Here is a 24,482-nt window from a genome sequence, read left to right as displayed (position 1 = left end):
GTCAGACCGGACGGTTCTCGTTCGGGTTGCGCACCGGCCCCATCAGTTCGAGCCCTTCCGCGTAGGTGATCGTGTCGAACGTGACGTCGAACTTGATCGCGGCGTCGGCAACCGCGTCGAGCTTGCCCGCTGTGTCCTTCTTCTTCAGTTCGTTCTTCTCGAGATAGAGCAGCTCAAGCATCTCGTTGTAGACCGTGTTCTCGAGAATCGGCAGAACGTAGAACATCGCGCCCTTGTACGGCACCTGGTAGCGCTTGCTCAGGTCCATGTTGTCGCAGAACAGGAAGTACTTGCCGCCCGCGCTCAGTGCGTCGCCCAACACCTCGGCAACATCCTTCAGATACTCGAAGCTCAGCAGCCAGCCCGCAAAGAACGGCAGGTGCGGCTCGCCGTAGGTCGCAACGGCCATCACCTGATCGCAGGTCAGCTCGGGCGGGCGCGCTTCGTCGGCGAGCTTCGCCGCAAAGCGCAATGCGAGTTCGCCACGGAAGCCGACCCGCCCGAACACATTCGTGATTCCCTTGAGCACGGGGTTGAGCAGACGGCCTTCGGCTTCGAGCCGGGCGAACGCGGTGTCGTCGAGCGTCTTGCGGGTGAGCGTTTCGGTCATGATGAAAAGATCCTTGGTGTCGTCAAAGGTGAGGGCGGGCACTGAATATCAGTGCCCGTTATTACGCAACCAGTCGGCCAGCTTGAAAAAGGCCTGCATCAACTCGCCGTGCAGCGCCGGCTCGACGCCGGTTTCGCCGAGCGCCGCATCCATGCACGCGAGCCATGCATCACGCTCGGCAGCACCGATCGGGAACGCGACGTGCCGCATCCGCAAACGCGGATGCCCGCGCTCGGCCGAATAGTCCCGCGGGCCGCCGAGCCATTCGCACAGATACTTGACCAGCACCGTCTTGACCGGGCCGAGATCCGGGCCGTGCATCGCACGGATGCCGGCCGCATCGGGCCGCGTGTCCATCTGACGGTAGAACGCGTCAACGAGGCGCGCGATCGCGGCTTCGCCGCCGATGCGTTCAAACGGCACGATCGGCGGCTGGATGGCTTCGGTGGATTGGGCGGGCGTCTTCATTGCCAGTGCTTTCGCAACAACCGTACCAGCCGCACCACGTGGCGACGCAGCGCAGGAAATCCCGACATCCCCGACAAAGCCCCCACTTCGCGCCCGCTTGCCACGTGCCGTTTCCGACGATTTGCGACGAAGCGCGCAGCGTTTGTCGGGAACATGACACGACGATGCGGGCGGGCACGCAACGTGCCGGCAAGCCCCAAAACCCTTACCGACGCGGGGTTTCGCGCTAATCGAACAGGCTGGCACGAAAGCTGCACTGAAGCCGCTGCGCGGACACTCTCCGGCCTATGCGTGCAGCGACAGAAGAAGACCAAAGGCAAAACGGACACGGCAGGCTGACATGGTCGCGGCTTCGCAACTTCGCAACCCTGGTTTCAACCTTTTTCCTCACTGGAGAACGCAATGTCTCAACTTCGGCAAATCGCCTTCTATGGCAAGGGCGGCATCGGCAAATCGACGACGTCCCAAAACACGCTCGCAGCGCTCACCGAACTCGGTCAGAAAATCCTGATCGTCGGCTGCGATCCGAAGGCCGACTCGACCCGCTTGATCTTGCACTCGAAGGCACAGGACACCATCCTGTCGCTGGCGGCAGAAGCCGGCTCGGTCGAGGACCTCGAGCTCGAAGACGTGATGAAGATCGGCTACAAGGACATCCGCTGCGTCGAGTCGGGCGGCCCGGAACCGGGCGTCGGCTGCGCAGGCCGCGGCGTGATCACGTCGATCAACTTCCTCGAAGAGAACGGCGCGTATGACGGCGTCGACTACGTGTCGTACGACGTGCTCGGCGACGTGGTGTGCGGCGGCTTCGCGATGCCCATCCGTGAAAACAAGGCGCAGGAGATCTACATCGTGATGTCGGGCGAGATGATGGCCATGTATGCGGCCAACAACATTTCGAAGGGCATTCTGAAGTACGCCAACAGCGGCGGCGTGCGCCTGGGCGGCCTGGTGTGCAACGAGCGCCAGACCGACAAGGAGCTCGAACTGGCTGAAGCGCTGGCCGGCATGCTGGGCACCAAGCTGATCCACTTCGTGCCGCGCGACAACATCGTGCAGCACGCCGAGCTGCGCCGCATGACCGTGATCGAGTTTGCCCCGGATTCGAACCAGGCGAACGAGTACCGTCAGCTTGCGACCAAGATTCACAACAACGCAGGCAACGGCACGATCCCGACCCCGATCACGATGGACCAACTCGAAGACCTGCTGATGGAGCACGGCATCATGAAGGCCGTTGACGAATCGCAAGTCGGCAAGACCGCGGCTGAAATGTCCGCGTAACAGAGCGCCGCGCGACATGCCCCGCCGCGCAATGCGTGCGGCGGGGCTGGCGCAGTGAAGACATATCTCACATATGGAGCAACTCATGACCGCCACGGTTGAAGAGCGCAAGGCCGCGAACAAGGCCTTGATCGACGAAGTACTTAAGGCTTATCCCGAGAAGATGGCCAAGCGGCGCGCCAAGCATTTGGGCACTTTCGAGGATGGCAAGCCAGACTGTGGCGTGAAATCCAACATCAAGTCGCTGCCGGGTGTTATGACGATCCGCGGCTGCGCATACGCTGGCTCGAAGGGCGTGGTCTGGGGCCCGATCAAGGACATGATCCACATCAGCCACGGCCCGGTCGGCTGCGGCCAGTACTCGTGGGCCGCGCGCCGCAACTACTACATTGGCACCACCGGCATCGACACCTTCGTCACGATGCAGTTCACGTCGGACTTCCAGGAAAAGGACATCGTGTTCGGCGGTGACAAGAAGCTCGACAAGATCATCGACGAGATCCAGGAACTGTTCCCGCTCAACAAGGGCATCTCGATCCAGAGCGAATGCCCGATCGGCCTGATCGGCGACGACATCGAGGCGGTGTCGAAGAAGAAGAGCAAGGAATATGAAGGGCATACGATCGTTCCGGTGCGCTGCGAAGGCTTCCGCGGCGTGTCGCAATCGCTCGGCCACCACCTTGCAAACGACGCGATTCGCGACTGGGTGTTCGACAAGGTCGATCCGAACAAGCGTCCGGAATTCGTGTCCACGCCGTATGACGTTGCGATCATCGGCGACTACAACATCGGTGGCGACGCGTGGTCGAGCCGCATCCTGCTCGAAGAGATCGGCCTGCGCGTGATCGCACAGTGGTCGGGCGACGGTTCGATCGCCGAGCTGGAGAACACGCCGAAGGCGAAGCTCAATGTCCTGCACTGCTATCGCTCGATGAACTACATCAGCCGGCACATGGAAGAGAAGTACGGCATTCCCTGGGTCGAGTACAACTTCTTCGGCCCAGCGATGATCGAGAAGAGCCTGCGCGAGATCGCCAGCCACTTCGACGACACGATCAAGGCGAACGCCGAGAAGGTGATTGCGAAATACCGTCCGCTGATGGACGCAGTGATCGCCAAGTTCAAGCCGCGCCTGCAAGGCAAGAAGGTGATGCTGTTCGTCGGCGGCCTGCGTCCGCGTCACGTGATCGGCGCATACGAGGACCTCGGCATGGACGTGGTCGGCACCGGCTACGAGTTCGGCCACAACGACGACTACCAGCGCACCACGCACTACGTGAAGGACGGCACGCTGATCTATGACGACGTGACCGGCTACGAGTTCGAGAAGTTCGTGGAGCAGGTGCAGCCCGATCTGGTCGGCTCCGGCATCAAGGAAAAATACGTGTTCCAGAAGATGGGCGTGCCGTTCCGCCAGATGCACAGTTGGGACTACTCCGGCCCGTACCACGGCTACGACGGCTTTGCAATCTTCGCGCGCGACATGGACATGGCGATTTCGAGCCCGGTCTGGAGTCTTGCGAAGGCGCCGTGGAAGAAGGCTGCCTAAGCTCTTTGGCTGATGGTCGGCGGTCGCAGACCGCCGGCACAGCGCCCGCCGACCTATTTGATTACTGAGAATCAGGAGTACGTGATGCCACAATCCGCCGACAAGATCCTCGATCACGAGTTGCTGTTCCGCGAACCCGAGTATCAGGAGATTTTCCGCACGAAGAAGGAAAACTTCGAGTTCAACCACCCGGACGAAACGATCAAGCAGATCGTCGAATGGACCAAGACCGAAGACTACAAACAGAAGAACTTCGCCCGCGATTCGCTGACTGTGAACCCGGCCAAGGCGTGTCAGCCGCTCGGTGCCGTGTACGTCGCCAACGGCTTTCACAAGACGCTCAGCTTCGTGCACGGCTCGCAGGGCTGCGTCGCGTACTACCGCTCGCACTTCTCGCGCCACTTCAAGGAGCCGACCTCGTGCGTCAGCTCGTCGATGACCGAGGACGCCGCGGTGTTCGGCGGCATGAACAACATGATCGACGGCCTGGCCAACGCGTACAACCTGTACAAGCCCGAGATGATCGCGGTATCGACCACCTGCATGGCGGAAGTGATTGGCGATGACCTCGACGCGTTCATCAAGAACAGCAAGCAGAAAGGCAGCGTGCCGGAAGAGTACGACGTGCCGTTCGCACACACGCCCGCGTTCGTCGGCAGCCACATCACCGGCTATGACAACGCACTGCTCGGCATCCTGAAGCACTTTTGGGACGGCAAGGCCGGCACGACCGAGCCGGTGACCCGTGTGCCGAACGACAGCGTGAACTTCATCGGCGGTTTTGATGGTTTCGTGGTCGGCAACATGGCCGAAATCCGCCGGATCTTCGATCTTTTCGGCGTGAAGGTCAACATCATCTGCGATCCGTCGGAGACGTGGAACACGCCGACCGACGGCGAGTTCCGGATGTACGAAGGCGGCACGACCAAGGAAGAGGTGGTGGCCGCGCTGCATGCGAAGGCAACCTTCGTGTTCCAGGAATACTGCTGCGAAAAGACGAGCAGGTTCATCGCCGAGCACGGCCAGGAAGTCGTGGTGCTGAACTCGCCGACCGGCGTGGCTGGCACCGACGAGTTCCTGATGGCCATCTCGCGCGTGACCGGCAAGCCGATTCCGGCCGAGCTGGAGAAGGAGCGCGGTCAACTGGTCGACGCGATGGCCGACAGCCAGGCACACCTGCACGGCAAGCGCTACGCGATATACGGCGATCCGGATCAGCTGCTCGGCTACACGCAGTTCCTGCTCGAGCTCGGCGCCGAGCCGGCGCACGTGCTGGCGACCAATGGCAATGACCACTGGGCGGCCAAGGTGCAGGCGCTCTTTGACGCATCGCCGTATGGCGCGGGCTGCAAGGTCTATCCAAAGCGCGACCTGTGGCACATGCGCTCGCTGCTGTTCACGGAGCCGGTGGACTTCCTGATCGGCAACACCTATGGCAAGTACCTGGAGCGCGACACCAAGACGCCGCTGATCCGCCTGGTGTTCCCGATCTTCGATCGTCACCACTACCACCGCTATCCGACCTGGGGCTACGCCGGCGCGCTGCGGCTGCTGGTGATGCTGCTCGACGAGTTCTTCGAGACGCTCGATGCCAACACCATCGTGGCGGCGAAGACCGACTACAGCTACGACATCATCCGGTAAGACGGGGAGGCGGCAATGACGGATCGGGTGCTCGTCAAGACGACGGAAGACGGCCGCAAGGTCGAAGTGATCGACGGCTGGGTCTGCCTGGCCGGCGCGCGCGAGGCGGATCATCTCGTGCCCTTGCTCGAGCACCCGAACCGTCAGGCCATCGTGCATTTGGTGCCGGGCGCAACGCATGTTGCGGGGCGCCTGCCGCTCACGCACGAGGAGACCGCGATCGCACAGGGCGCGATGACGGCCTCACAGCGCGAATTCGACGCTAGCCCGGCCGCGATCGAACAGCGCATCCGGCTCGCGGTCTGGGCCAAGACTGCGGCCGACGGCGTGGAATGACGCTGGGCTCCGTTGGCGTGGGTCGCCTGGCCGACGACGAGGGAATCGCCGCGCGAGGCTGGCAGGGCATTCTGGCCACGCGAGTTGTTACGGCCGCCGGTCCGGGGCGGTTTTCTTCAGACACTGGAGCGAACGGGCCACGTGACGGAAATTGGATGGAAGGGCGCTGCGTGAGGCACGTGCCCGCTTCGATGGGGAGATCGGATCATGATTCGCTGTGATGGAACGCGCAACGGCTATAGCCTGCTCTGCAATGGCAGTCTGTACCGCTGCGCCTGCGGCAACGTCGGTTGCCGCCAGAGCAAGGATGCGATGTGCAGCAAGCAAGGGTTTACTGTGCTGGGCCGCTGCGTCAAGTGCGGCGAGTTCGGCAGGGCCGAGCTGGTCGCGCCGGAAGCGGTCGGCTTTCGCAGCACGCTGATGCAGGATCCTCAGGAAGCTCTTTGATGGTTTGACGATTTGACAGTGCGCGCGGCGCGGGGAGCGGCTTCGTGATTTACGTGATCGAATTGCCGGAAGGCACCAGCCCACAGGCTTGGTTTGCATACGACGAAGCCGACTTCATGCGCAAGGTCGCGGCGTCGGACCCGCTGTCTGCCGAGGAAATCCACGACACGCTGACCGCGCGCGAACTGATCGAATTCGACGGCGCAGAACCGGATGCCGGCACGCGCGCGCAATTTCCGGCGTTGTGCGCACTCGGCGACGCGCACGGCTGGGACACCACGCTGTATCGCGCCGATTACCTGCTCGGCCGCGGCATGTGCGGGCCCGAGCCAGTTGCGCCGCGCGACGCAGCCGCCGCGGCACTCGCCGCACGGGGCGAATGCATCGTGTACTTCAGCGACGAGGCGGCCCTCGCGGCATTCGAGGGTGCGGATGCGCGCCTTGCTGGCGAAGCGAACTGGCACCGGCGCCGCGCGCTGTACGAGCAGCTCGTCGCGCTTGAAGTGCTCGCCGACGACAACTGACAACATCGGCAATGCTGACAACGGAAGGACCGGTACGATGAAGCTGCGTATCGACAGGGCCCAGGTCCACGCGCTTGCGGGCGAGTTTCCCGTGCTCGCGGCATGCGTCGATCAACTGCGCTTCGGCGCGCACGCAGAAGTGTCGCTGCATCAGGTCGAGCCGGCGGCGTTGGAGCGGCTCGCGCAATTGCACGATGAAGACGGCAGCGCGCGCGGCCGGCGGCGCGCGTCGCAATTGCGCGCGCTGCGGCATCGTTTCGCAGACGGTGCGTTTCACAAACAGGCCGAGCCAACGCGCGACGTGTTCCTGCGCTGCGCGATGTTCCACGGCCTCGACCCCGCCCTCACGGCATAGGAGGCGATGATGCTGGCATCGATGCAGATGGGCATCGTCGAAAGCAGCGCGCTGGCGATCAATGCGTTGCTCGCCGAAATGCAGGGCGAACATGAACTGTTTGCCAGCCGCAACACGCTCGCGCGCATCGAGCGCCTGCTGCTGGTGATCGCGCAGACGCTCGAGCATCTGCCGCCAGCGGTGCGCACGCGGCTCGCTAAGATCGATTGGCAAGGCTGGCATGCGGTACGCGAAGCGCTCGAACAGGGCCGCACGCCGCGCCGCGAAGAGGTGTGGTACGGGCTGAGTGCACTGCTGCCGGCCACGCTGATGTTGTTCGGAGAACTACGCCGGCGCGAGCCGGTCTGGTTCAAGTTCGGTTATTGAGACGGCGACGCAGGAGCACTCCGATGAAGCTGCGCATTGGCACCCTTTGCCTGTTCGACAACCCGACCGACGAAGACGGCCGCGCGCTGATCCGGCAGTTCGTGCTGGTGCGCGAAGCAGATCGGATGGGCTACGACGACATCTGGGTGATCGAGCGCCACGGCGACCGGCTGCGCCCAACGGGCGCCGTGACGGCCTTGCTCGGACACCTGGCGGGCGTCACGTCGAAGGCACGGATCGGCGCGGTGCTGCAACCGGAAGAGCGCGACGCGGCCCAGCTCGCCGAGGATCTTTCCACGGTCGAACTGCTGAGCCGGGGGCGTCTGGCGAGCGCCGTGGATGCCGTGCTGCACGACCCGGGCATGGCAGCGCCGCATGCCGCAGAGCGCGGTATCGTGTCAGCAGTCGATACGTTCGCCGCGTTGCGCGCGCGCATTGCGGCCGCGCCCGTCGATCTCGCACCGCGGCCGTCCGGCGCGAATCCGCCGGCCTGGGCAATGACCGACGACATGGACGCCGCGTGCCACGCAGCGGCCCGCGGGCTTGGCCTGTGGCTGCCGCCGTCGCTGCCGCTCGATGCGGTGGAGCCGCTCGTGGCGCACTACTCGGCGGCGGCATCGCAAAGCGGGCAGGCCCGCGATACACAGACGTTGCTGACCTGCTACGCATGTCCTGCCGCGACACGCGACGAAGCATTGGCGATCGCGCGCCCCTATCTGGAGGCGCGCATAGGCGCGGATGGCAGCGCAATCGACGCGCTGATCGAACGGTCGCTGATCGGCAGCTACGCAGACGTGGCCGCCCAGATGCGCAGCGTGGCCACGCGGTTCGGCCTGCATGGCATCGTAATTGTGCCGACCAGCGCGAATTTCGATGCAGCAAAGCACATTCTCGCGGACGTCATGGACGAAGTGCTGCCGCTACTGGATGACTGAGATGCGCAGCCAGGCATCGCAAGGCGGCGCGCGATGACGATGCCGTCTCAGGAACTGGTGCGCGGCGCGCTTGCGGCGGCACAGACCGAGGCGGCCTTGCTCAACGCGGCCGCGCTCGCGCAGATGGTCTGCGCGGTACAGCGCGAGGCAATCGAGCGCCTGACGCCCGCGCAACGCGCTCAGGTGCTGGCCCGCGCGCTGATGGCGCCTTATCCGGTCGGATTCTTTCGCACGCTGCGCGACTGCGGCGGGCTGCGTCGCTTGCTGCCCGAGGTGGATGCGCTGTTCGGCGTACCGCTGATCTCGAATGGCGCGGAGCCGGTGGATGTCGGCGAGCACCAGATGCGCGTGCTTGCCGAGGCGGCGCGCCGCCGTGCGCCACTCGAGGTGCGGATCGCCGCGCTGCTCCACAAGATCGGTATGGGCGGCACGCGCGCCGAGTGCTGGCCGAGCCATCCGGGGCACGAGAGGCGCGGACAGGTGCTGCTCGATGCGATTGTTGAACGCATTGCGTTGTCAGCGCCGGTGGCCGATCTCGCAGCGCTCGCCATCGCCGAGGTCGATCGCGTGCATCGCGCGACTGACATGCACGCGGGCGCAGTCGCGGCGCTGCTGGAACGCGTGCATGCCGAATCGCACGCACAGCGATTCGAGCTGTTGCTGCTCGTCTGCGCGTGCGATTTCGCCGCATATCCCGGGCATGACCGCGCCGACTACCCGAAGGCCGGCCTGTTGCGCCGCGCGCTCGCGGCTTACCTGGCCGTGCCAGCGTCCGGCGATCTGCTCGGCACGCGCGCCGAGGCAATCGCGCGCGCCGCCGGACTCGGGCGCAAGCGCGCTTGAAGCGGCGCATGCCCGTGGGTGGCCTGAGTCTGCTGTGGGTCGCCGGACCTGTCCGGATTGTCTGCATTGGTACGCTCAACCGCATGCCGCCCATTGTCGCGTTCCGTTCAAATCGGCCAAGGGGCGTCTCGATGCCGACATCGCCTGCCCTCCGGCAAATCGCCCGACGCTGTGTTCATGCGGCTTTGGCGCGTGGTACGGAACTTGCGGCTAGGCCCATACCCGATCCCATGAGGAGCCCGCCATGTCCGCGTCGCTGAAAGCCAAGATTGCCGAAGTGTTCGACGAACCGGGTTGCGACAAGAACCAGGGCAAGAGCGAGAAGGAACGCAAGAAGGGCTGCACGAAGCAGCTGTCGCCCGGCGCGGCTGCCGGCGGCTGCGCATTCGACGGTGCGAAGATCGCGCTGCAGCCGATCGTCGACGTCGCGCATCTGGTGCACGGCCCAATCGCGTGCGAAGGCAATTCGTGGGACAACCGGCACTCGGCGTCGTCCGGCTCGCACCTGTACCGCACCGGCTTCACGACCGACATCAACGAGCTCGACGTCGTGTACGGCGGCGAGAAGCGGCTGTTCAAGAGCGTGCGCGAGATCATCGAGAAATACGATCCGCCCGCCGTGTTCGTCTACCAAACCTGCGTGACCGCGCTGATCGGCGATGACATCGAGGCGGTCTGCAAGCGTGCGTCCGAGAAGTTCGGCAAGCCGGTGATCCCGGTCAACTCGCCCGGCTTCGCGGGGCCGAAGAACCTCGGCAACAAGCTCGGCGGCGAGGCGATCCTCGACTATGTGATCGGCACGCGCGAGCCCGAGTACACGACACCGTACGACATCAACATCATCGGCGAGTACAACCTGTCCGGCGAGCTGTGGCAGATCAAGCCGCTGCTCGATGCGCTCGGCGTGCGGATCCTATCGTGCATCTCCGGCGACGGCCGCTACAACGAGGTCGCGAGTTCCCATTGCGCGAAGGTCAACATGATGGTGTGCTCGAAGTCGATGATCAACATCGCGACGCGGATGCAGCAGCGCTATGGGATCCCGTACTTCGAAGGCTCGTTCTACGGGATCGGCGACACGAGCGACACGCTGCGCCAGATCGCGAAGTTGCTGGTGCAGCAGGGCGCGCCCGGCGACCTGATCGGCCGCACCGAGGCGCTGATCGAGGTCGAGGAGGCGCGCGCGTGGCAGCGCATCGCGCGCTACAAGGAACGTCTGACCGGCAAGCGCGTGCTCCTGATCACCGGCGGTGTGAAGTCGTGGTCGGTGGTCGCGGCGCTGCAGGAAGCAGGGATGGAGATCGTCGGCACCAGCACCAAGAAGAGCACGAAGGAAGACAAGGAGCGCATAAAGGAACTGATGGGCGAAGACGCGCACATGATCGACGACATGACGCCGCGCGAGATGTACAACCTGCTGCGCGACGCGAAGGCGGACATCATGCTGTCGGGCGGCCGCTCGCAGTTCGTTGCGCTGAAGGCGCGGATGCCGTGGCTCGACATCAACCAGGAGCGCCACCATCCGTACGCCGGCTACGAGGGGATGGTCGAGCTGGTGCACGAGATCGACCGCGCGATCTACAACCCGGTGTGGCAGCAGGTGCGGATTCCGGCGCCGTGGGGCGACGACGGCGACACGCTCGGCGCGGTGCAGGCCGCGGCCGCCGCGGCGCCCGCGCCGATGCCGACCGTCGTGCATGCGTGGGCGATGGGTCTCGAACCGGCCGTGGTGGCCTGATCCGTCACGGAGAGCACGATGGCTGACGTCGTCGATTCGAAAAAGGCCTGCACGGTCAATCCGCTCAAGATGAGCGCGCCGCTCGGTGCGAGCTACGCGTTCATGGGGCTCGACGCATGCATGCCGGTGATGCACGGCTCGCAGGGCTGCACGTCGTTCGGCCTGGTGCTGCTGGTGCGGCACTTCAAGGAAGCGATCCCGCTGCAGACCACCGCGATGAACGAGGTCACGACGATCCTCGGCGGTTACGAGAACATCGAGACGGCGCTGCTGAACATCCGCAAGCGCGCGGCGCCAAAGCTGATCGCGATCTGCTCGACCGGGCTGACCGAAACCAAGGGGGACGACGTCGACGGCTATCTGCAGATGGTGCGCAAGCGCAAGCCAGAACTCGACGACACCGAGATCGTCTACGTCTCGACGCCCGATTACGTCGGCGGCTTCGAGGACGGCTACCGGCTCGCGGTCGCGGGAATCGTCCGCGCGCTGGTGAAGCCGCTGCCCGCGAATCCGCGGCAGATCACACTACTGCCGGGCAGCCATCTGTCGCCGGCCGACATCGAGGAGCTGCGCGACATGATTGCCGCGTTCGGTCTCGATGTGGTGGTGTTGCCCGATCTGTCCGGCTCGCTCGACGGCCATATCGCACCGGACTGGCGCGGCACCACGCTCGGCGGCACCACGCTCGAACAGATCCGCGCGGCCGGTGCGTCGGCGTTCACGATTGGCGTCGGCATGCAGAGCCGGACCGCGGCCGAGGCGCTGCAGGAGATCAGCGGCGCGCCGTTCGAGTTGTTCGAGCGGCTCACCGGCATCGAGCCGAACGACCGCCTGCTGACGCGGCTCGCGGCGCTCAGCGGCCGGCCGGTGCCGGACCGCTACCGGCGGCAGCGCAGCCAGTTGCTCGACGCGATGCTCGACGGCCATTTCTACACCGGCGGCGTCCGCGTCGCGCTCGGCGCGGAGCCGGACCTGCTGCTCGCGATCGGCGGACTGCTGCACGAGATGGGCGCGGAACTGACCTGCTGCGTCAGCCCCACCGCATCGCCCGCGCACGCGCTGCTGCCCGCGCAACAGGTGACGCTCGGCGATCTGGAGGACATGGAGCTGGGCGCCGCGGACTGCGATCTGCTGATCACGCATTCGCACGGCCGGCAGATGGCGGAGCGGCTGAGCAAGCCGCTGCTGCGGATCGGCTTTCCTGTGTTCGACCGGATCGGCAATGCACACCGCTGCCAGGTCGGCTATCGCGGCACGATGAACCTGATCTTCGAGATAGCGAACCTGATGATCGAGCAGATTCCGCATCACCATTCCAGCGACTGGCCGCTGCCTCCGGAGGCGATCGATCTGGCGGCACGGGACCCCGCGCGCACGCTTGACATTCCGATCGTCGCTCAACCTTAATCAAACAGGAGCTCACGACATGAAAGTCGCGTTTGCGACCCAGGACAAGCAGCACGTCGATGCGCACTTCGGCTGGGCGAAGAGCATCGTCACCTACGACGTGACAGCCGACGGGTACAACTTCGTCGAGGCATTCGAGTTCGGCGGCAAGCTCGAAGAAGACGGCGACGAAGACAAGCTCGCGCCGAAGCTGGAGGCGGTCAAGGACTGCGCGATCCTGTACGTCGCCGCCATCGGCGGCTCGGGTGCGGCGCGCGTGGTCGCGCTGAAGATCCATCCGATCAAGGTGCCGCAGCCGGAAGCCATCGACGGGATCCTGGCGAAGCTGCAAGAGGTCCTCAAAGGAACGCCGCCGCCATGGCTGCGCAAGGCGCTCGCCAAAGACAGCGAGCGGTCATACGATTTTGAAGACGACGAGGTATCTCATGGCTGACGCCATCATTGAAACCACCCAGGACGAAGCCAGCGACGAAGCGCTGCTCGCAACGCCGTTCGTTCAGCAGTTGATCAAGCAACTGCGCGCGCAGGACACCCACGGCACCTGGGAGAAGAAAAGCGACCTGCAACTGCTGAAGCCCTACATCCTGACGCCCGAGGAGCGTCGCGCGATTCCGATCATGGGCGACCCGGACCCCGAGACACTGTGGCGGCTCGAACTGTTCTACGCCGCGATCGCGGTTGCGATCGAGCGCGAGACCAAGCAGATGGTGTCGCCGATGATGAAGATGAGCCACGAGGGTTTCGGGCGCATGGTGTTGATAGCGGGGCGTCTCGTCGTGGTCAACAAGCAGCTGCGCGACGTGCACCGCTTCGGCTTCCCGTCGCTCGCCAAGCTTGCGGAAGCGGGCGGCAAATTTCTCAGCGAGGCGATCGAGATGATCCGCGCGTATCCGGCCGTCGCGCAGTATGGCGCCTGAACAGATCACGGATAGCGGATGCCTGACACGAGACGAGGAATACAACGATGACGACCGACGCCGAGGAACTGAAAGCGCGCCTGAAAAAACTCAACGCGCAGGCAACGCAGGCCAAGATGGATCTGCACGACCTGTCCGAGGAACTGCCGACCAACTGGGAGCAGATCCTGTTCGTCGCGCAGCGCTGCCACGAGGCGCATGCTGCACTGATGGAGGCCCGCAAGGCGGCTGCGGCCGCGGCCTGATCAGGGAGATGCACGATGAGCAATACCTTCAACGTAAAACTTCCGAGCGGAGAAACCTGGACCCCGACGTTCGTGTCCACGCTCGACGAAGAGAAGTGCATCGGCTGCGGCCGCTGCTTCCGGGTGTGCCCGCGCGGCGTGCTTGAGCTGGTCGGCCTCGACGAGGATGGCGAGCACATCGCGCTCACAGGTGATGACGATGAAGATGACGAGTATGAGAAGAAGGTCATGACGATCGCACACCAGGAAATGTGCATCGGCTGCACCGCCTGCGCAAAGATCTGCCCGAAGAAGTGCTACACGCACGCAGCGGCGCAGGTCTGACGGAGATGGCCGTGGACGCGCGCTCGGTCCTGATGCGTTGCGCTGTGGATGCGCGGGATCCGACCGTGCTCGCGTTCGCGTGCGCGTTCTCGGCAGCCTTCGAGCGTGATGGCGTGCACGCGCAGCCGATCGACGGCCTCGACGTGCGCGATACGCGCCGCGTGCTGGACCGCTGGTTCCCCGGCGCAGCGCTCGCGCTGGCGGCAGACGCCTCGTCCCTCGTGCCAGGGCCTTGTTCGCGGCACCGCGACGGGTACGACGAGTTCGACGATCTCGTCACGCTCTTCGTCGAACACGCCGACCCGCGCGCAGGCACGCCGGACGAGACGCGCTGCGTCGCACGTCTGCTGGCCAGCGCCTGCTTCGGCAAGAACCACTTGTGGCAAGACTTGGCGCTGCCGTCCCGACGCGAACTCTCCGCGCTGATCGCGCACTGGTTTCCACGGCTCGCCGCGAAGAACGTGAACGACATGAAGTGGAAGAAGTTCTTCTACAAGCAGCTATGCGAGCGCGAAGGATTGTATGTCTGCAAGGCGCCCAGTTGCGGCGCCTGCTCGGATTACGCGCTTTGCTTCGGAGCCGAATAGCGCAATGAGGAAGAGGGTGCGGGCACTTCCAGCGCGTGGCGCGGATTGGGTCCTTTTGCTTGAACCGTTATGTAGGCAAGTACACAGCCTGTTGATCAGAATCACGAATAGAACACGATCATGGACTCGACTTCAAAGACTCCGCATCGCGCACGCTGGACGCCGTGCACCCGCGCTTGCTACCGGACGCTGCAATGGCCCGTGGCGCCTTTCCCGCACGAGCGGGGCGACACACTCGGCGCAAGGGTCTGCCCGCCACTGCCCGCGCCGCCTCACCGCCTGCTCGCGGTCTGCACAGAAGCCGGCTTGCGCGAACTGGTCAGACATCACATGCAGCGCCTGAAGACGACGCCGCTGTTTGCGCGCGCGGGCGACTGCTTCAATTGCATCGTCGAGCGGGTAGAAGATTTTATCGTCGAATCGTGCGGCGGCCCGCTCTATTTCAGCCAGCGTCATTCCCATTTGCAGGCGGGCGCGGGCTTGCCGCTGCTGCTCGACGAGGAAGGACGGGAGCTTTGGCTTGTGCAACTGTGGCACGCGTTCGACGATGTCGACTTGCCGAACACGCTGCGTGCCGATTTCTGGGGGTGGGCGGAGCCGCTGTCCGTGCAGTTACTCGCGCCGCATGCGCGCCATGGCCACCTGACCCGCTATTCGTATGACACCGTGCGAAGCTGGTTTGCGACGTGGCCCAGGCAGCCCGATACGCCGGGCAATCGCCGCCCCGGCGCGCGCTGACCGTGCAGGGGCCGACCATGCGCGACGTCTCGCGCGTCATAGCGGGCGCCGTGCCGGGCGAACCGGCATCGATCCGGCCGGCGGACGAGCTTGACGGGCGTCTTGAGCACGTTCGCGCGCACGCGGCAAGCCTTGCACACGAGTTGCAGGCGGTCGAGCGGGTGCTGCTCGATGGCGACCTGCTGATGGCGGCGCTGATCGGCCGCCGCGTCGTCTACGTCGGCGGACGGCCGAGTAGCAATGCGGCGTTGCGCGCGTGGCTGCGCGCGGCGGGCGGCGAGTTCGTCCATCACGTCGCGCTGATCGACGACGATGGCGGCGCGCGGTCGAAGCAATTCGCATCGCTACTGCGGCGGGCCGACGCCGTGCTGGTACCGCTCGACACGATCGATCCCGAGTCGCTCGCCGCGCTGCGCGCGCACTGTGCGCGTCAGCGCGTGCGGTGGCTCGCGTTGCGCACGTCGAGCGTCGCCAGTTTCGTCACCGGTGTGTTGAGAGCGCTGCGCGCGACGCGGTGCGCTGCGCTCCCGTCGCGCCGGTGCCTGCATCACGGCTGACTGCGCGGCGCGCCGTTCCGTTCTTCCTTCCACACTCTGTGAACCCGACATGACGACCTCATTCCCTCGCCTCGGCGTCTTCCTCAACGTCGAAAACCCGCACGGCGACGAGCGCGCCGCGCTCGAACAGACGATCGAACTGGGCGTCCTTGCCGAAGCGCTCGGGTTTCAGGACGTCTGGCTCGCCGAGCATCACTACAGCCACTTCGCCATCGGCAGCGCGCCGACCGTGCTGCTCGCTCAGATCGCCGCGCGCACGTCGCGCATCCGGCTCGGCACAGGGGCGTCGCTGCTCGCGCTGAATGACCCGGTGCGGGTCGCGGAAGACGTTGCAACGCTCGATCTGCTGAGCGGCGGGCGCATCGAATTTGGCGTCGCGCGCGGCGGCCCGTTTCCGGTCCAGTACCGGCTTACCGGCATTGCGTCTGCAGACGCCGCACGCGAGCGGACCTTCGAGGCGCTGGAACTGGTGCGCCGGTTGTGGAACGAACCGTCCACACGGTTCGACGGCAGCTTCTTCCGGTATGACGACATTGCGATCCATCCGCGCCCGCTGCAACAGCCCGTGCCCGTCTGGCTCGCAAGCCTGAGCGACGAAGCGTGGCGGCTGGCGGCTGCGCAGGGATTCGGCTTGATGGCAACGCCCGCTGCGCCGCTAGAAATGGTCGCCAGACAGGTGAGCGCCGAACGCGCGCACCGCCCCGATCTGCCGTTCGCCATCATCCGCTTCTTTCATTGCGAGGATGACGATCGCCGCGCGGTCGCCACGGGTGTCGCAGGCGCACGCGAATATCCGCACCTCATGCAGGCGCAGTTTCCGCCTGGCAAGCTGCCGCCGATGTTCGAGCCCGATGCAAGCGACGTCAAGATCGCCGCCAACGCGGTGTTCGGCGACCCGACAAGCTGCGCGGCGCAGCTCCGCCGGCTTGCCACGCTGCTCGGGCCGCACCGGCTGCTGCTCAAGCCTGCCGCGCACGATTTCGAACATGCGCGCAGGGCGCTCACACGGCTCGCAGCGCATCTCGGCCTGACCGCTGGATAACCGTCATTACTGCTGGATGGCCTGCATCTTGCTCAGCCCATGATGTAGCCCAATTCATAACGAATGTTTGTCTGGAATGTCGAATTTATCTGATTTCATACAAGGTTTCGACTGGCCGCCGCTGGTGCTGTCGCTGAAAGTCGCCGGCATTGCGACTGTGCTGGCATCGATCGCCGGCATCGCGCTCGGCTGGCTGTTCGCGCGCCGCCGCTTTCCGGGGCACACCATTGTCGAGGCGGCCTGCATGCTGCCGCTGGTGCTGCCACCGACGGTGATCGGCTACGGGATTCTCATCGTGGCGGGCCGGCGCAGCGTGCTCGGCAACTGGATATATGCGCATTTCGGCTACACGTTCGTATTCAACTGGCACGGCGCGGTGTTCGCGTCCACCATCGTCGCGCTGCCGCTGGTGCTGAAGTCCGCGAGCGCCGCGTTCGCCGGCGTCGATGGCTCGCTTGAGGCGGCTGCGCGCACGCTGCGGCAGTCGCCGTTCTCGACCTTCGTGCGCGTCACGCTGCCGCTGGCCTGGCCGGCGATCCTGGCCGGCTCGCTGCTCGCGTTCGCGCGGGCGATGGGCGAATTCGGCGCGACGCTGATGATCGCGGGCGACATCCCGCGCCAGACGCAGACGCTGTCGCTCGCCATTTACGACGCGATGCAGGACGGCCGCGACAGTACCGCCTTCTTCCTCGCCTGCGTCACTTCCGCACTGTCGATAGCAGTGCTCGTGCTGTCCAGGCGTTCTTTCACACTACGCTGATTCTTCCGGAGGACTGCTTCGTGAAATCCATAGTTCGATTCTCTGCCGGCCTGCTGTGCGTGCTCGCGCCAGTGCTTGCACTCGCGCAGCAACTGACCGTGTCCTCCGCCGCCAGCTTGAGCGATGCGTTCAAGGAGATCGGCACGCGCTTCGAGGCGGCGCATCCGGGTGCGAGCGTGCGCCTGAACTTCGGCGCATCCGGCACGCTGTTGCAGCAGATCCGCATGGGCGCGCCGGTTGACGTGTTCATCAGCGCCGACGAGGCGACCGTCGCGCGCGGCATCGAGGCGGGCATCTTCGATCCGGCAACCAAACGGACGCTTGCGGCCAACACGCTGGTGCTCGTGGTGCCGGCTGGTCAGGCGTCGCCCGTGAAGACACTCGCCACGCTCGCAGACCCGGCGGTGCGGCGGATCGCTATCGGCAAGGTCTCGACCGTACCTTGTGGCCGTTACACGCAGCAGGCGCTCGAGCGCGCGAAACTGTGGGGCGCGCTCGGGCCGAAGATCGTGGAATCAGACACCGTGCGGCAGGTGCTCGACTACGTTGCGCGCGCCGAGGCAGAGGCGGGCTTCGTCTACCGCACCGACGCGATGCTGATGCCGAACCGGGTAACCATCGTGCAGACCGTGGACGACCACGATCCCGTGACCTATCCGGTCGTCGCCGTCCGTGGGAGCAGCGAGCCGGCGCTCGCAAAAGCGTTCATCGCGTATCTGTTTGGCACGGACGCGCAGGCGATCCTGAAGCGATATGGCTTTGCACATGCATGACGCAATGCATGGCCGAACCCGCGATGGCACACCGGTGATCGACGTCGATTTCGATGCGGCGGTGTCGGATGGCGCACGGCATTTTTCGCTCGCCATGCGCTTTGCGTCGGATGCGCGTGTGGTTGCGCTCTACGGACCGTCCGGCGCAGGTAAGTCGCTGACGCTGCGGACCATCGCAGGACTGCTGACGCCGCGCCAAGGCCACGTGCGCGTCAATGGCCGCACGCTGTGCGACACTGCGCGCGGGATCGACGTGCCGCCCGAGCAACGCGGCATCGGTTGTGTGTTCCAGCATTACGCGCTGTTCCCACATCTTTCGGTGCACGAGAACGTCGCGTTTGGGCTCACGCGCTGGTATCGGCGCCGCCTGTCGAACGATGCGCGGCTGCGCGTCGAAGAGCTGCTGGAGCGCTTCGGTCTCGCCGCGCTCGCGCGCAGCCGGCCGGACGGGCTGTCTGGCGGGCAGCGCCAGCGCGTCGCGCTGGCGCGCTCGCTCGCATGCCGGCCCGATCTGCTCCTGCTCGACGAGCCGTTCTCGGCGCTGGACCCGTCGTTGCGCGACGATTTGCGCCGCTACCTCGATGAGGTGCTCCGCGAATGGAACATCCCCGCCGTGATGATCACGCACGATGTCGCCGATGTGACGGCACTTGCCGACATTGCATTCATGGTCGAGCAGGGCCAGGCCGTGCGCAAGATCGATGTGCGGCGCGGCGTTGCGACCGACCTCGATTGTGGGCGCCGGGATGTGCCGCAGCCAACGCCGCACGAACAGCGCGTCCGCGCATGGCTGCGCGTGTCGGCAGCCGACTGACGGAAGACGGAGGCCGGATGCGGGAGATGGGCGCAAGGCACGACGATGCGACACTGCTCAGTGGCGATCTCAGGCTCGCGGGGCGCCTCGACGAACGGTTCTTTGCGCTGCTCGAAGCGATCGACAACACGGGTTCGATCAATCGCGCAGCACGCGTGGCCGGGTATAGCTACAAGGGTGCATGGCTGCTGCTGGAGAGCGCCGCGAATCTTGCAAACCAGCCGCTGTTCACAAGCGAGACGGGAGGCAAGGGCGGTGGCGGCACGCGCCTCACACCCGCCACGCGGGAACTGCTATCCGCATGGCGGGAAATGCAGGCTCGCACGCGGAGTTTCCTGCGCGAGCAGGAAGCCTGGCTTGTTCAATTGCCGGCACTGTCCGGCCTTCTCAGGAGAATTGCGCTGAAAACCACAGCTCGCAACCAGTTTGCCGGAACCGTCGCGGCGATCCACGACGGACCGGTCACGACCCAGGTGTCGGTGAAGATACCGGGCGACGAGGAAATCACCGCCTCAATGACGTCGGCCGCCGCACAACGGCTCAAGCTCAGGGAGGGCCAGGAGGCGATCGTACTGATCAAGTCGTCGGCCGTCACGCTGGTGGTTGATTTTGCCGGGTATATGCTGTCTGCGCGCAACCAGTTCAGCGGGACGATCTCCCGGATCGAGCGTGGCACAACGACGTCGCTCGTCGTCGTGACGCTCGCAGGTGGCGTGAACCTGACGTCGAGTGTCACGAATGATGCAGTCGATGCCCTGTCGCTCGCCGTTGGTCTGCCGGCAACGGCAGTGTTCAAAGCGTATTCGGTGATGCTGGCAGTCGCCGCGTCGTGACGGAGCGGGGCGCCACGTTGTCTCGTTTGTCTGCGGCTCCCGTTGGCATACCGTTTGCTCTGAATGCCGACTGACACCAACTGGAGCGCAGCGTGTACAAGACCCTCGACGATTTCATCGGCAACACGCCGCTCGTGCAACTACAGCGCCTGTCGGTCGGTACGGGCAACATGGTGCTGGCGAAGCTGGAAGGCAACAATCCAGCGGGCTCTGTGAAGGACCGTGCCGCGCTGTCGATGATCGCGCGTGCTGAAGCGGCAGCGCGCATCCGGCCCGGTGACACGCTGATCGAGGCGACCTCGGGCAATACCGGCATCGCGCTGGCAATGGCTGCGGCGATCCGCGGCTACCGGATGATTCTGGTGATGCCGGAGAACCAGTCCGTGGAACGCCTGCAAACGATGCGCGCATTCGGCGCGCACATCATATCGACGCCGGCCTCTGGCGGCATGGAGGCAGCGCGAGATCGCACTGTGGCAATGTGTGCAGCCGGCGAGGGCGTGATGCTTGACCAGTTCGCCAATCCCGACAATCCTCTCGCACACTACGAAGGCACCGGGCCCGAGATCTGGCGCGATACGCAGGGCCGCGTGACGCACGTCGTCTCTAGCATGGGGACGACCGGAACCATCATGGGCATGTCGCGCTACCTGAAGGAAAAGAACCCGGGCATCTCGATCATCGGATGCCAGCCCGAGCCGGGGGCGCAGATCCCCGGGATCAGGAAGTGGCCCGACGAATATCTGCCGAAGTTCTATGAAGCCGAACGGATCGACAGGATCGAAACCGTGGGTCAGGCCGAAGCGGAATTGATGACGCGCCGGTTGGCGGCGGAAGAGGGCATCTTTGCAGGCATTTCGTCGGGGGGCGCAATTGCGGTCGCGTTACGGCTCGCTTGCGGACTCCGCGACGCCGTCATCGTCGCGATTGTCTGCGACCGGGGTGATCGCTATTTGTCCACCGGCGTGTTCCCCGCCTAGAAGCTGCCTGGAATCCGCAACGGATCGCGGCAGAAAAACACGGGGAGGGCGGAGCGCTGTTTGAATGCAGCACGCGCCCCCCCTCGCCGCCGATCAGAGGCTCACCTTCAACCGCGGGCTGACACTCCGCTCCGGCAGGAGCGGCTCAAGGATGGCCGAGCGTGCTTCTGCATAGGCACGCCGGTTGAAGGGGATTGCATGCCATGCCCGCTTGAGGTGATGAGCGTTATGGATGCGTCTCGGGTGGATGCCATACCGATAAGCCATCTTAGCGATATAGTCACATTCCGCGGCTCGCGAGGCTCACAGGATCGCACAACGAGGTCGAGCCCTACCCCCACCCGACCAGACTACCGATTCCCGGCATGTTGCCATTCGAGGACATTGCTTTTCAACTGGTCGACCTCCCGCCCGTTTCAGTCGAATTTCTGCAGCCTGAGCTCACCAGCCTGTTGCGGTCGACAGACGGCGCACTACTTGTGGTCGACCTGAGCGCGCCAGACTGCACGGAACAGTTGGAGCGGATTCTGCGGCAGCTAGCCGCGGGAAAAATCGCCTGCACGGTAAGCATGGGGTTGGCCGGCATCGAGGCCGGGGAAGCGACCCTTGATGAGTTACTGGCGCGGGCCGATTCGGCGCTGTATCGCGCCAAGGCTGATGGGCGCAACCGTGTTGAGGCAGGCTGAGCCAAGTTCACAGCAGTGAATATCACCGTCTATTTGTGGCTCCACTGCGGTCTATCCGGATTGCCATAGCCAATGCCCGAGCCTTGCTGAGTTCGCGCCCGGAATTCTCCGCCACGCGCGCGTCTACCTGATTGGGCTTGCGCTTGGTTGCGCAACCGGCGTCGAATTCTGGGCGTCGGCAATGATGGGGGTGGCTGGCACTCACATCCGCGGAGGCGGCATGCGTCTCCGGAGGACTTTCACTGGGCCTCGACTTCCTACGCGGCTGCTGCAGTGGTCGCTCGTCTCCATGGGCTTGGGCTCGATTACTGCTTACCTGCGCAGTAGACAGTTCGATCCAGCCAAGGCATGTTCGACAGACATGACCGACGTGGGTACCTCGAGTTCAAGTTTCCAGCGTTGATGTCCTATCGTTTGACCGTCAACGTGCTGCTGGAGGTTCTGCCGCTTGACCTGATTCCCGTCCAACTGCAATGCACCGCCCCCCAAGCCCGCTTCATCCTTCGCGTTCGGACACGTCCGCGCCCGATGGACAACTACGGAGCAGCGGGTTGCCGGGAGAGGTGGCGTCCGAGATGCACCGCCGTCACTGACAGCAGCATGGGTCCATCATGCCGCTCGACCCGATGCCGGCGTTACAAAGCTGCCGGCACAATCGCGCGGCCCGGGCCTATCCTTGTTACATCGCTGCTGTGATCACAAAAGGAGCGAGTTATGACGACAATCTGGACGCTAGCCGCAGATAGCAGCCATGCGCGGATCTTCCAGGCACATGGGATGGAAGGGGATATGGAAGAGATCCGGGACTTTGTCAATCCGCTAGGTCGGGCCAAGGATGGGGAGTTGCGCGACGATGCGCAGGGGCGCTTTGCCGGCAAGGGCGAGCCCATGCATTCTATGGCGACGCGAGTCGATCAGGCCGAAAAGGAGCGAGACGAGTTCGCCCGCATGCTGACCCAGTATCTCGAGCAGGCGCGGACCGAGCAGCGCTATGACAAGCTGCAGCTGGCCGCCTCCCCGAAGTTCCTTGGCATGCTGCGCGAGCACTTGGGCAAGGAAGTGCAGAAGGTGGTGTTCGAGGAGATCAACGAGGACATGTCCAGGTTGGGCGCGCGCGAAGTGCAGAGCCGCCTGGCCATCCGCTGAGCCCAGTCCCTCTGCCACGCCGCGCCATGCCGACTCACCGGGATGGCGCGCCGCCGACTTTCCACGTATTTCCCAAGGGCATCCACGGGCGCGCCGGCCATCCCGCGTCGGGAAAAGGTTGCCGCAATAGAAAGAGGCGGACCGTCTGGCCTGGGTTGGGTCTACTCGACGGCGCTCATATTCGCACTTCGCTCGATGGTGTACTCCACATCGACAATACGCCGGGAATGGGCCGAGGCTACAGACCACGCAAGGCGGTCCGGCCGGCCGAGTGGCGCCCGATCATAGCCTTGCCAGGTCGAGACCGAGGTAACGTCGGACACGTCACGTCACACAAATGAGGGGCCGATCCGAAAGCGAACCAATCCCCTCTGCCAAGTGTTGTCTAATTGGATTCTGGCCCATTATGTCTCAGCTTGAATACCGTTACCGCCTCGACCAATTTGGTCGCCTGCCGACGTGATCAGCCGCGGCGTCTTCACTTCGGTCAAAGACCTCGATAAGAAGCTCATGCGCTATATCCGTCAGTACAACAAGGATCCCAAGCCATTGAAGTGGATCTACCCCGATCCGACACGACGTATCACCGCCAATTCTTCTGATTCGACGTACTAGCCAGTGAAAAAAATCATAGTCCGCTCAGAGATGACAGGGCATGGCCACTGAGCAAGTTGCGCGTTCGGGAAAATGGCGCATTTGGAAAGACAAAGAACAGGACACTGGATGCGCCGAAAGACCCGAGCACCCACGCCTGTCCGGTATATGCTCCCATCGCACCAACAGCGCTCAGTGCGACGATCGCGCCCAGGCCGGCGAGAAGAATGGTGCCAAGACTGAGACCGCTGCTACATTTGCCATTCGCGCGGTTATACTCGGCGCTTTCGAACGAAAAATCACCCAAAAAAGGACTCAATCACATGACTCGGCTCAAAGCAGTTGCCACGAACAAGCCTGCGGCAAAGAAGGTTGCCGTGCCGACGAAGAAGGCCAGCGTGCTCGCGCGCGAGGCGCAGGCCGCTAAGAAGCGTCTGCTGAAGCTGCGCGCCGACACGAAGAAGGCGATCGAAGCAGCAAAGCGTGAGATCGCCAAGGCGGCGGAAGCCGCAAAGGCTGCAGCTCGTTTTGAAAAGCAGGCCGCCAAGGACAAGGCGGCTGCAAAGAAGGCTAAGGCCACCGGCGCAAAGAAGGCAACGGCTGGCAAGGTGGCTGCGAAGAAGCCCGCTGAAAAAAAGGTGGTGCCCGACAAAAAGGTCGCCGCGAAGAAGGCGGCTCCGGAAAAGGCAGTGAAAGCCGTCACGAAAAAGCGGGCTCCGGCAAAGAAGGCGGTTGCGCCGGTAGCCTCGCCTGAATCGGCGGCCTGATTTATTGCCTCGGCTGGCACGCGATGGTGCCACCCAGTTGATAGGCCGAAGATGCGGGCGCATTTCTCTACATTGCGCCCCGCATCGACTGGGAAAGTAAATGCTGCGCGTGGTGCCGACAGCGATTCCTCTTGTGGTTTTATTGGGCCTCTAGGGAACTGCTGATCAATGAGGTTTGCGCTTGATGTTGCACAAGCCAATGATTTCGGTTTT

General features: G+C 64.3%; 31 protein-coding genes and 1 pseudogene. 29 read left to right on the top strand and 3 right to left on the bottom strand.

The annotated features are described in order from the left end of the window. Position 1: 1 nt before the first annotated feature. Together AC3FNH_RS24355 and AC3FNH_RS24350 are read right to left on the bottom strand one after the other, a co-directional pair. Positions 2 to 610 (bottom strand): hypothetical protein, encoded by a 609-nt coding sequence (locus AC3FNH_RS24355; protein ID WP_488721868.1) that lies wholly within the window; start codon positions 608 to 610, stop codon positions 2 to 4. Between the two features lie 48 nt (positions 611 to 658). Continuing rightward, complete coding sequence (locus AC3FNH_RS24350; RefSeq protein ID WP_488721867.1) at positions 659 to 1,078, bottom strand: group II truncated hemoglobin; 420 nt, start codon at positions 1,076 to 1,078, stop codon at positions 659 to 661. A 402-nt stretch (positions 1,079 to 1,480) separates the two neighbouring features. Here AC3FNH_RS24350 and nifH point away from each other — a divergent pair, with 402 nt between their 5' ends. From nifH to AC3FNH_RS24210, 28 genes and pseudogenes are all read left to right on the top strand, one after another. Further along, positions 1,481 to 2,362, top strand: a complete 882-nt coding sequence (nifH, locus tag AC3FNH_RS24345) for a nitrogenase iron protein (RefSeq protein ID WP_488721866.1) — start codon at positions 1,481 to 1,483, stop codon at positions 2,360 to 2,362. Positions 2,363 to 2,447: 85 nt separating this feature from the next. Further along, entirely contained in the window at positions 2,448 to 3,911 is a 1,464-nt protein-coding gene (gene nifD, locus AC3FNH_RS24340; protein ID WP_488721865.1) for a nitrogenase molybdenum-iron protein alpha chain, read from the top strand. Positions 3,912 to 3,995: 84 nt separating this feature from the next. Continuing rightward, the gene (gene nifK, locus AC3FNH_RS24335; RefSeq protein WP_488721864.1) at positions 3,996 to 5,555 is read left to right on the top strand and encodes a nitrogenase molybdenum-iron protein subunit beta; all 1,560 of its coding nucleotides are present in this window, start codon (positions 3,996 to 3,998) and stop codon (positions 5,553 to 5,555) included. A 15-nt stretch (positions 5,556 to 5,570) separates the two neighbouring features. Further along, the gene (locus tag AC3FNH_RS24330; RefSeq protein WP_488721863.1) at positions 5,571 to 5,891 is read left to right on the top strand and encodes a hypothetical protein; all 321 of its coding nucleotides are present in this window, start codon (positions 5,571 to 5,573) and stop codon (positions 5,889 to 5,891) included. Between the two features lie 207 nt (positions 5,892 to 6,098). Further along, on the top strand, positions 6,099 to 6,338 hold the full coding sequence (locus tag AC3FNH_RS24325) for a hypothetical protein (RefSeq protein ID WP_488721862.1): 240 nt from the start codon (positions 6,099 to 6,101) through the stop codon (positions 6,336 to 6,338). Positions 6,339 to 6,382: 44 nt separating this feature from the next. After that, positions 6,383 to 6,862, top strand: coding sequence for a hypothetical protein (locus AC3FNH_RS24320; protein ID WP_488721861.1), 480 nt, complete (start codon positions 6,383 to 6,385; stop codon positions 6,860 to 6,862). A 37-nt stretch (positions 6,863 to 6,899) separates the two neighbouring features. Beyond that, entirely contained in the window at positions 6,900 to 7,217 is a 318-nt protein-coding gene (locus AC3FNH_RS24315) for a hypothetical protein (RefSeq protein WP_488721860.1), read from the top strand. Between the two features lie 6 nt (positions 7,218 to 7,223). Further along, a complete protein-coding gene (locus AC3FNH_RS24310) occupies positions 7,224 to 7,583 on the top strand; it encodes a hypothetical protein (RefSeq protein WP_488721859.1) in 360 nt (119 codons plus the stop codon). A 23-nt stretch (positions 7,584 to 7,606) separates the two neighbouring features. Then, positions 7,607 to 8,518 (top strand): LLM class flavin-dependent oxidoreductase, encoded by a 912-nt coding sequence (locus AC3FNH_RS24305; RefSeq protein ID WP_488721858.1) that lies wholly within the window; start codon positions 7,607 to 7,609, stop codon positions 8,516 to 8,518. Positions 8,519 to 8,551: 33 nt separating this feature from the next. Then, positions 8,552 to 9,361: a hypothetical protein gene (locus tag AC3FNH_RS24300; protein WP_488721857.1), complete on the top strand. Its 810-nt coding sequence runs from the start codon at positions 8,552 to 8,554 to the stop codon at positions 9,359 to 9,361. 244 nt (positions 9,362 to 9,605) lie between these two features. Continuing rightward, complete coding sequence (nifE, locus tag AC3FNH_RS24295; protein WP_488721856.1) at positions 9,606 to 11,099, top strand: nitrogenase iron-molybdenum cofactor biosynthesis protein NifE; 1,494 nt, start codon at positions 9,606 to 9,608, stop codon at positions 11,097 to 11,099. Between the two features lie 18 nt (positions 11,100 to 11,117). Continuing rightward, positions 11,118 to 12,506 carry a nitrogenase iron-molybdenum cofactor biosynthesis protein NifN gene (gene nifN / locus AC3FNH_RS24290; protein ID WP_488721855.1) on the top strand — a complete coding sequence of 463 codons (1,389 nt, stop codon included), beginning with the start codon at positions 11,118 to 11,120 and terminating at the stop codon, positions 12,504 to 12,506. Positions 12,507 to 12,525: 19 nt separating this feature from the next. Beyond that, complete coding sequence (nifX, locus tag AC3FNH_RS24285; protein WP_488721854.1) at positions 12,526 to 12,939, top strand: nitrogen fixation protein NifX; 414 nt, start codon at positions 12,526 to 12,528, stop codon at positions 12,937 to 12,939. Beyond that, entirely contained in the window at positions 12,932 to 13,423 is a 492-nt protein-coding gene (locus tag AC3FNH_RS24280) for a NifX-associated nitrogen fixation protein (protein ID WP_488721853.1), read from the top strand. The genes nifX and AC3FNH_RS24280 overlap by 8 nt, the downstream gene beginning before the upstream one ends. Positions 13,424 to 13,470: 47 nt before the next feature. Then, positions 13,471 to 13,668 carry a CCE_0567 family metalloprotein gene (locus AC3FNH_RS24275; protein ID WP_488721852.1) on the top strand — a complete coding sequence of 66 codons (198 nt, stop codon included), beginning with the start codon at positions 13,471 to 13,473 and terminating at the stop codon, positions 13,666 to 13,668. A 15-nt stretch (positions 13,669 to 13,683) separates the two neighbouring features. After that, the gene (fdxB, locus tag AC3FNH_RS24270; RefSeq protein WP_488721851.1) at positions 13,684 to 13,992 is read left to right on the top strand and encodes a ferredoxin III, nif-specific; all 309 of its coding nucleotides are present in this window, start codon (positions 13,684 to 13,686) and stop codon (positions 13,990 to 13,992) included. Between the two features lie 11 nt (positions 13,993 to 14,003). Further along, entirely contained in the window at positions 14,004 to 14,579 is a 576-nt protein-coding gene (locus tag AC3FNH_RS24265) for a nitrogen fixation protein NifQ (RefSeq protein WP_488721850.1), read from the top strand. Positions 14,580 to 14,885: 306 nt separating this feature from the next. Continuing rightward, on the top strand, positions 14,886 to 15,317 hold the full coding sequence (locus AC3FNH_RS24260) for a globin family protein (protein ID WP_488721849.1): 432 nt from the start codon (positions 14,886 to 14,888) through the stop codon (positions 15,315 to 15,317). Between the two features lie 17 nt (positions 15,318 to 15,334). Then, positions 15,335 to 15,874 carry a hypothetical protein gene (locus tag AC3FNH_RS24255; protein ID WP_488721848.1) on the top strand — a complete coding sequence of 180 codons (540 nt, stop codon included), beginning with the start codon at positions 15,335 to 15,337 and terminating at the stop codon, positions 15,872 to 15,874. Between the two features lie 49 nt (positions 15,875 to 15,923). Then, the gene (locus AC3FNH_RS24250; RefSeq protein ID WP_488721847.1) at positions 15,924 to 16,916 is read left to right on the top strand and encodes an LLM class flavin-dependent oxidoreductase; all 993 of its coding nucleotides are present in this window, start codon (positions 15,924 to 15,926) and stop codon (positions 16,914 to 16,916) included. Positions 16,917 to 16,992: 76 nt separating this feature from the next. Then, entirely contained in the window at positions 16,993 to 17,676 is a 684-nt protein-coding gene (modB, locus tag AC3FNH_RS24245) for a molybdate ABC transporter permease subunit (RefSeq protein WP_488721846.1), read from the top strand. A gap of 20 nt (positions 17,677 to 17,696) precedes the next feature. Further along, positions 17,697 to 18,449, top strand: a complete 753-nt coding sequence (modA, locus tag AC3FNH_RS24240) for a molybdate ABC transporter substrate-binding protein (RefSeq protein ID WP_488721845.1) — start codon at positions 17,697 to 17,699, stop codon at positions 18,447 to 18,449. Between the two features lie 34 nt (positions 18,450 to 18,483). Next, positions 18,484 to 19,263 carry an ABC transporter ATP-binding protein gene (locus AC3FNH_RS24235; protein ID WP_488721932.1) on the top strand — a complete coding sequence of 260 codons (780 nt, stop codon included), beginning with the start codon at positions 18,484 to 18,486 and terminating at the stop codon, positions 19,261 to 19,263. Between the two features lie 26 nt (positions 19,264 to 19,289). After that, the gene (locus AC3FNH_RS24230) at positions 19,290 to 20,096 is read left to right on the top strand and encodes a TOBE domain-containing protein (RefSeq protein ID WP_488721931.1); all 807 of its coding nucleotides are present in this window, start codon (positions 19,290 to 19,292) and stop codon (positions 20,094 to 20,096) included. A gap of 92 nt (positions 20,097 to 20,188) precedes the next feature. Beyond that, the gene (gene cysM, locus AC3FNH_RS24225) at positions 20,189 to 21,076 is read left to right on the top strand and encodes a cysteine synthase CysM (protein ID WP_488721844.1); all 888 of its coding nucleotides are present in this window, start codon (positions 20,189 to 20,191) and stop codon (positions 21,074 to 21,076) included. Between the two features lie 284 nt (positions 21,077 to 21,360). Next, entirely contained in the window at positions 21,361 to 21,762 is a 402-nt protein-coding gene (locus AC3FNH_RS24220; protein WP_488721930.1) for a diguanylate cyclase domain-containing protein, read from the top strand. A 714-nt stretch (positions 21,763 to 22,476) separates the two neighbouring features. Next, entirely contained in the window at positions 22,477 to 22,908 is a 432-nt protein-coding gene (locus tag AC3FNH_RS24215; RefSeq protein WP_488721843.1) for a host attachment protein, read from the top strand. Between the two features lie 456 nt (positions 22,909 to 23,364). Further along, positions 23,365 to 23,523: pseudogene (locus AC3FNH_RS24210) on the top strand (IS630 family transposase); the annotation flags it as partial. Between the two features lie 13 nt (positions 23,524 to 23,536). On the opposite strand, the gene AC3FNH_RS24205 reads toward AC3FNH_RS24210, so the two are convergent. After that, the gene (locus tag AC3FNH_RS24205) at positions 23,537 to 23,821 is read right to left on the bottom strand and encodes an HPP family protein (protein ID WP_488721842.1); all 285 of its coding nucleotides are present in this window, start codon (positions 23,819 to 23,821) and stop codon (positions 23,537 to 23,539) included. Between the two features lie 4 nt (positions 23,822 to 23,825). Between AC3FNH_RS24205 and AC3FNH_RS24200 the strand changes: the two genes are divergently transcribed. Continuing rightward, positions 23,826 to 24,269 carry a fumarate hydratase gene (locus AC3FNH_RS24200; RefSeq protein WP_488721841.1) on the top strand — a complete coding sequence of 148 codons (444 nt, stop codon included), beginning with the start codon at positions 23,826 to 23,828 and terminating at the stop codon, positions 24,267 to 24,269. Positions 24,270 to 24,482: the final 213 nt, after the last annotated feature.

Source organism: Cupriavidus sp. 22TCCZM01-5, from assembly GCF_057798915.1.
The sequence above is the reverse complement of the archived record's forward strand: the minus strand, read 5'-3'. Positions and strand labels throughout refer to the sequence as shown.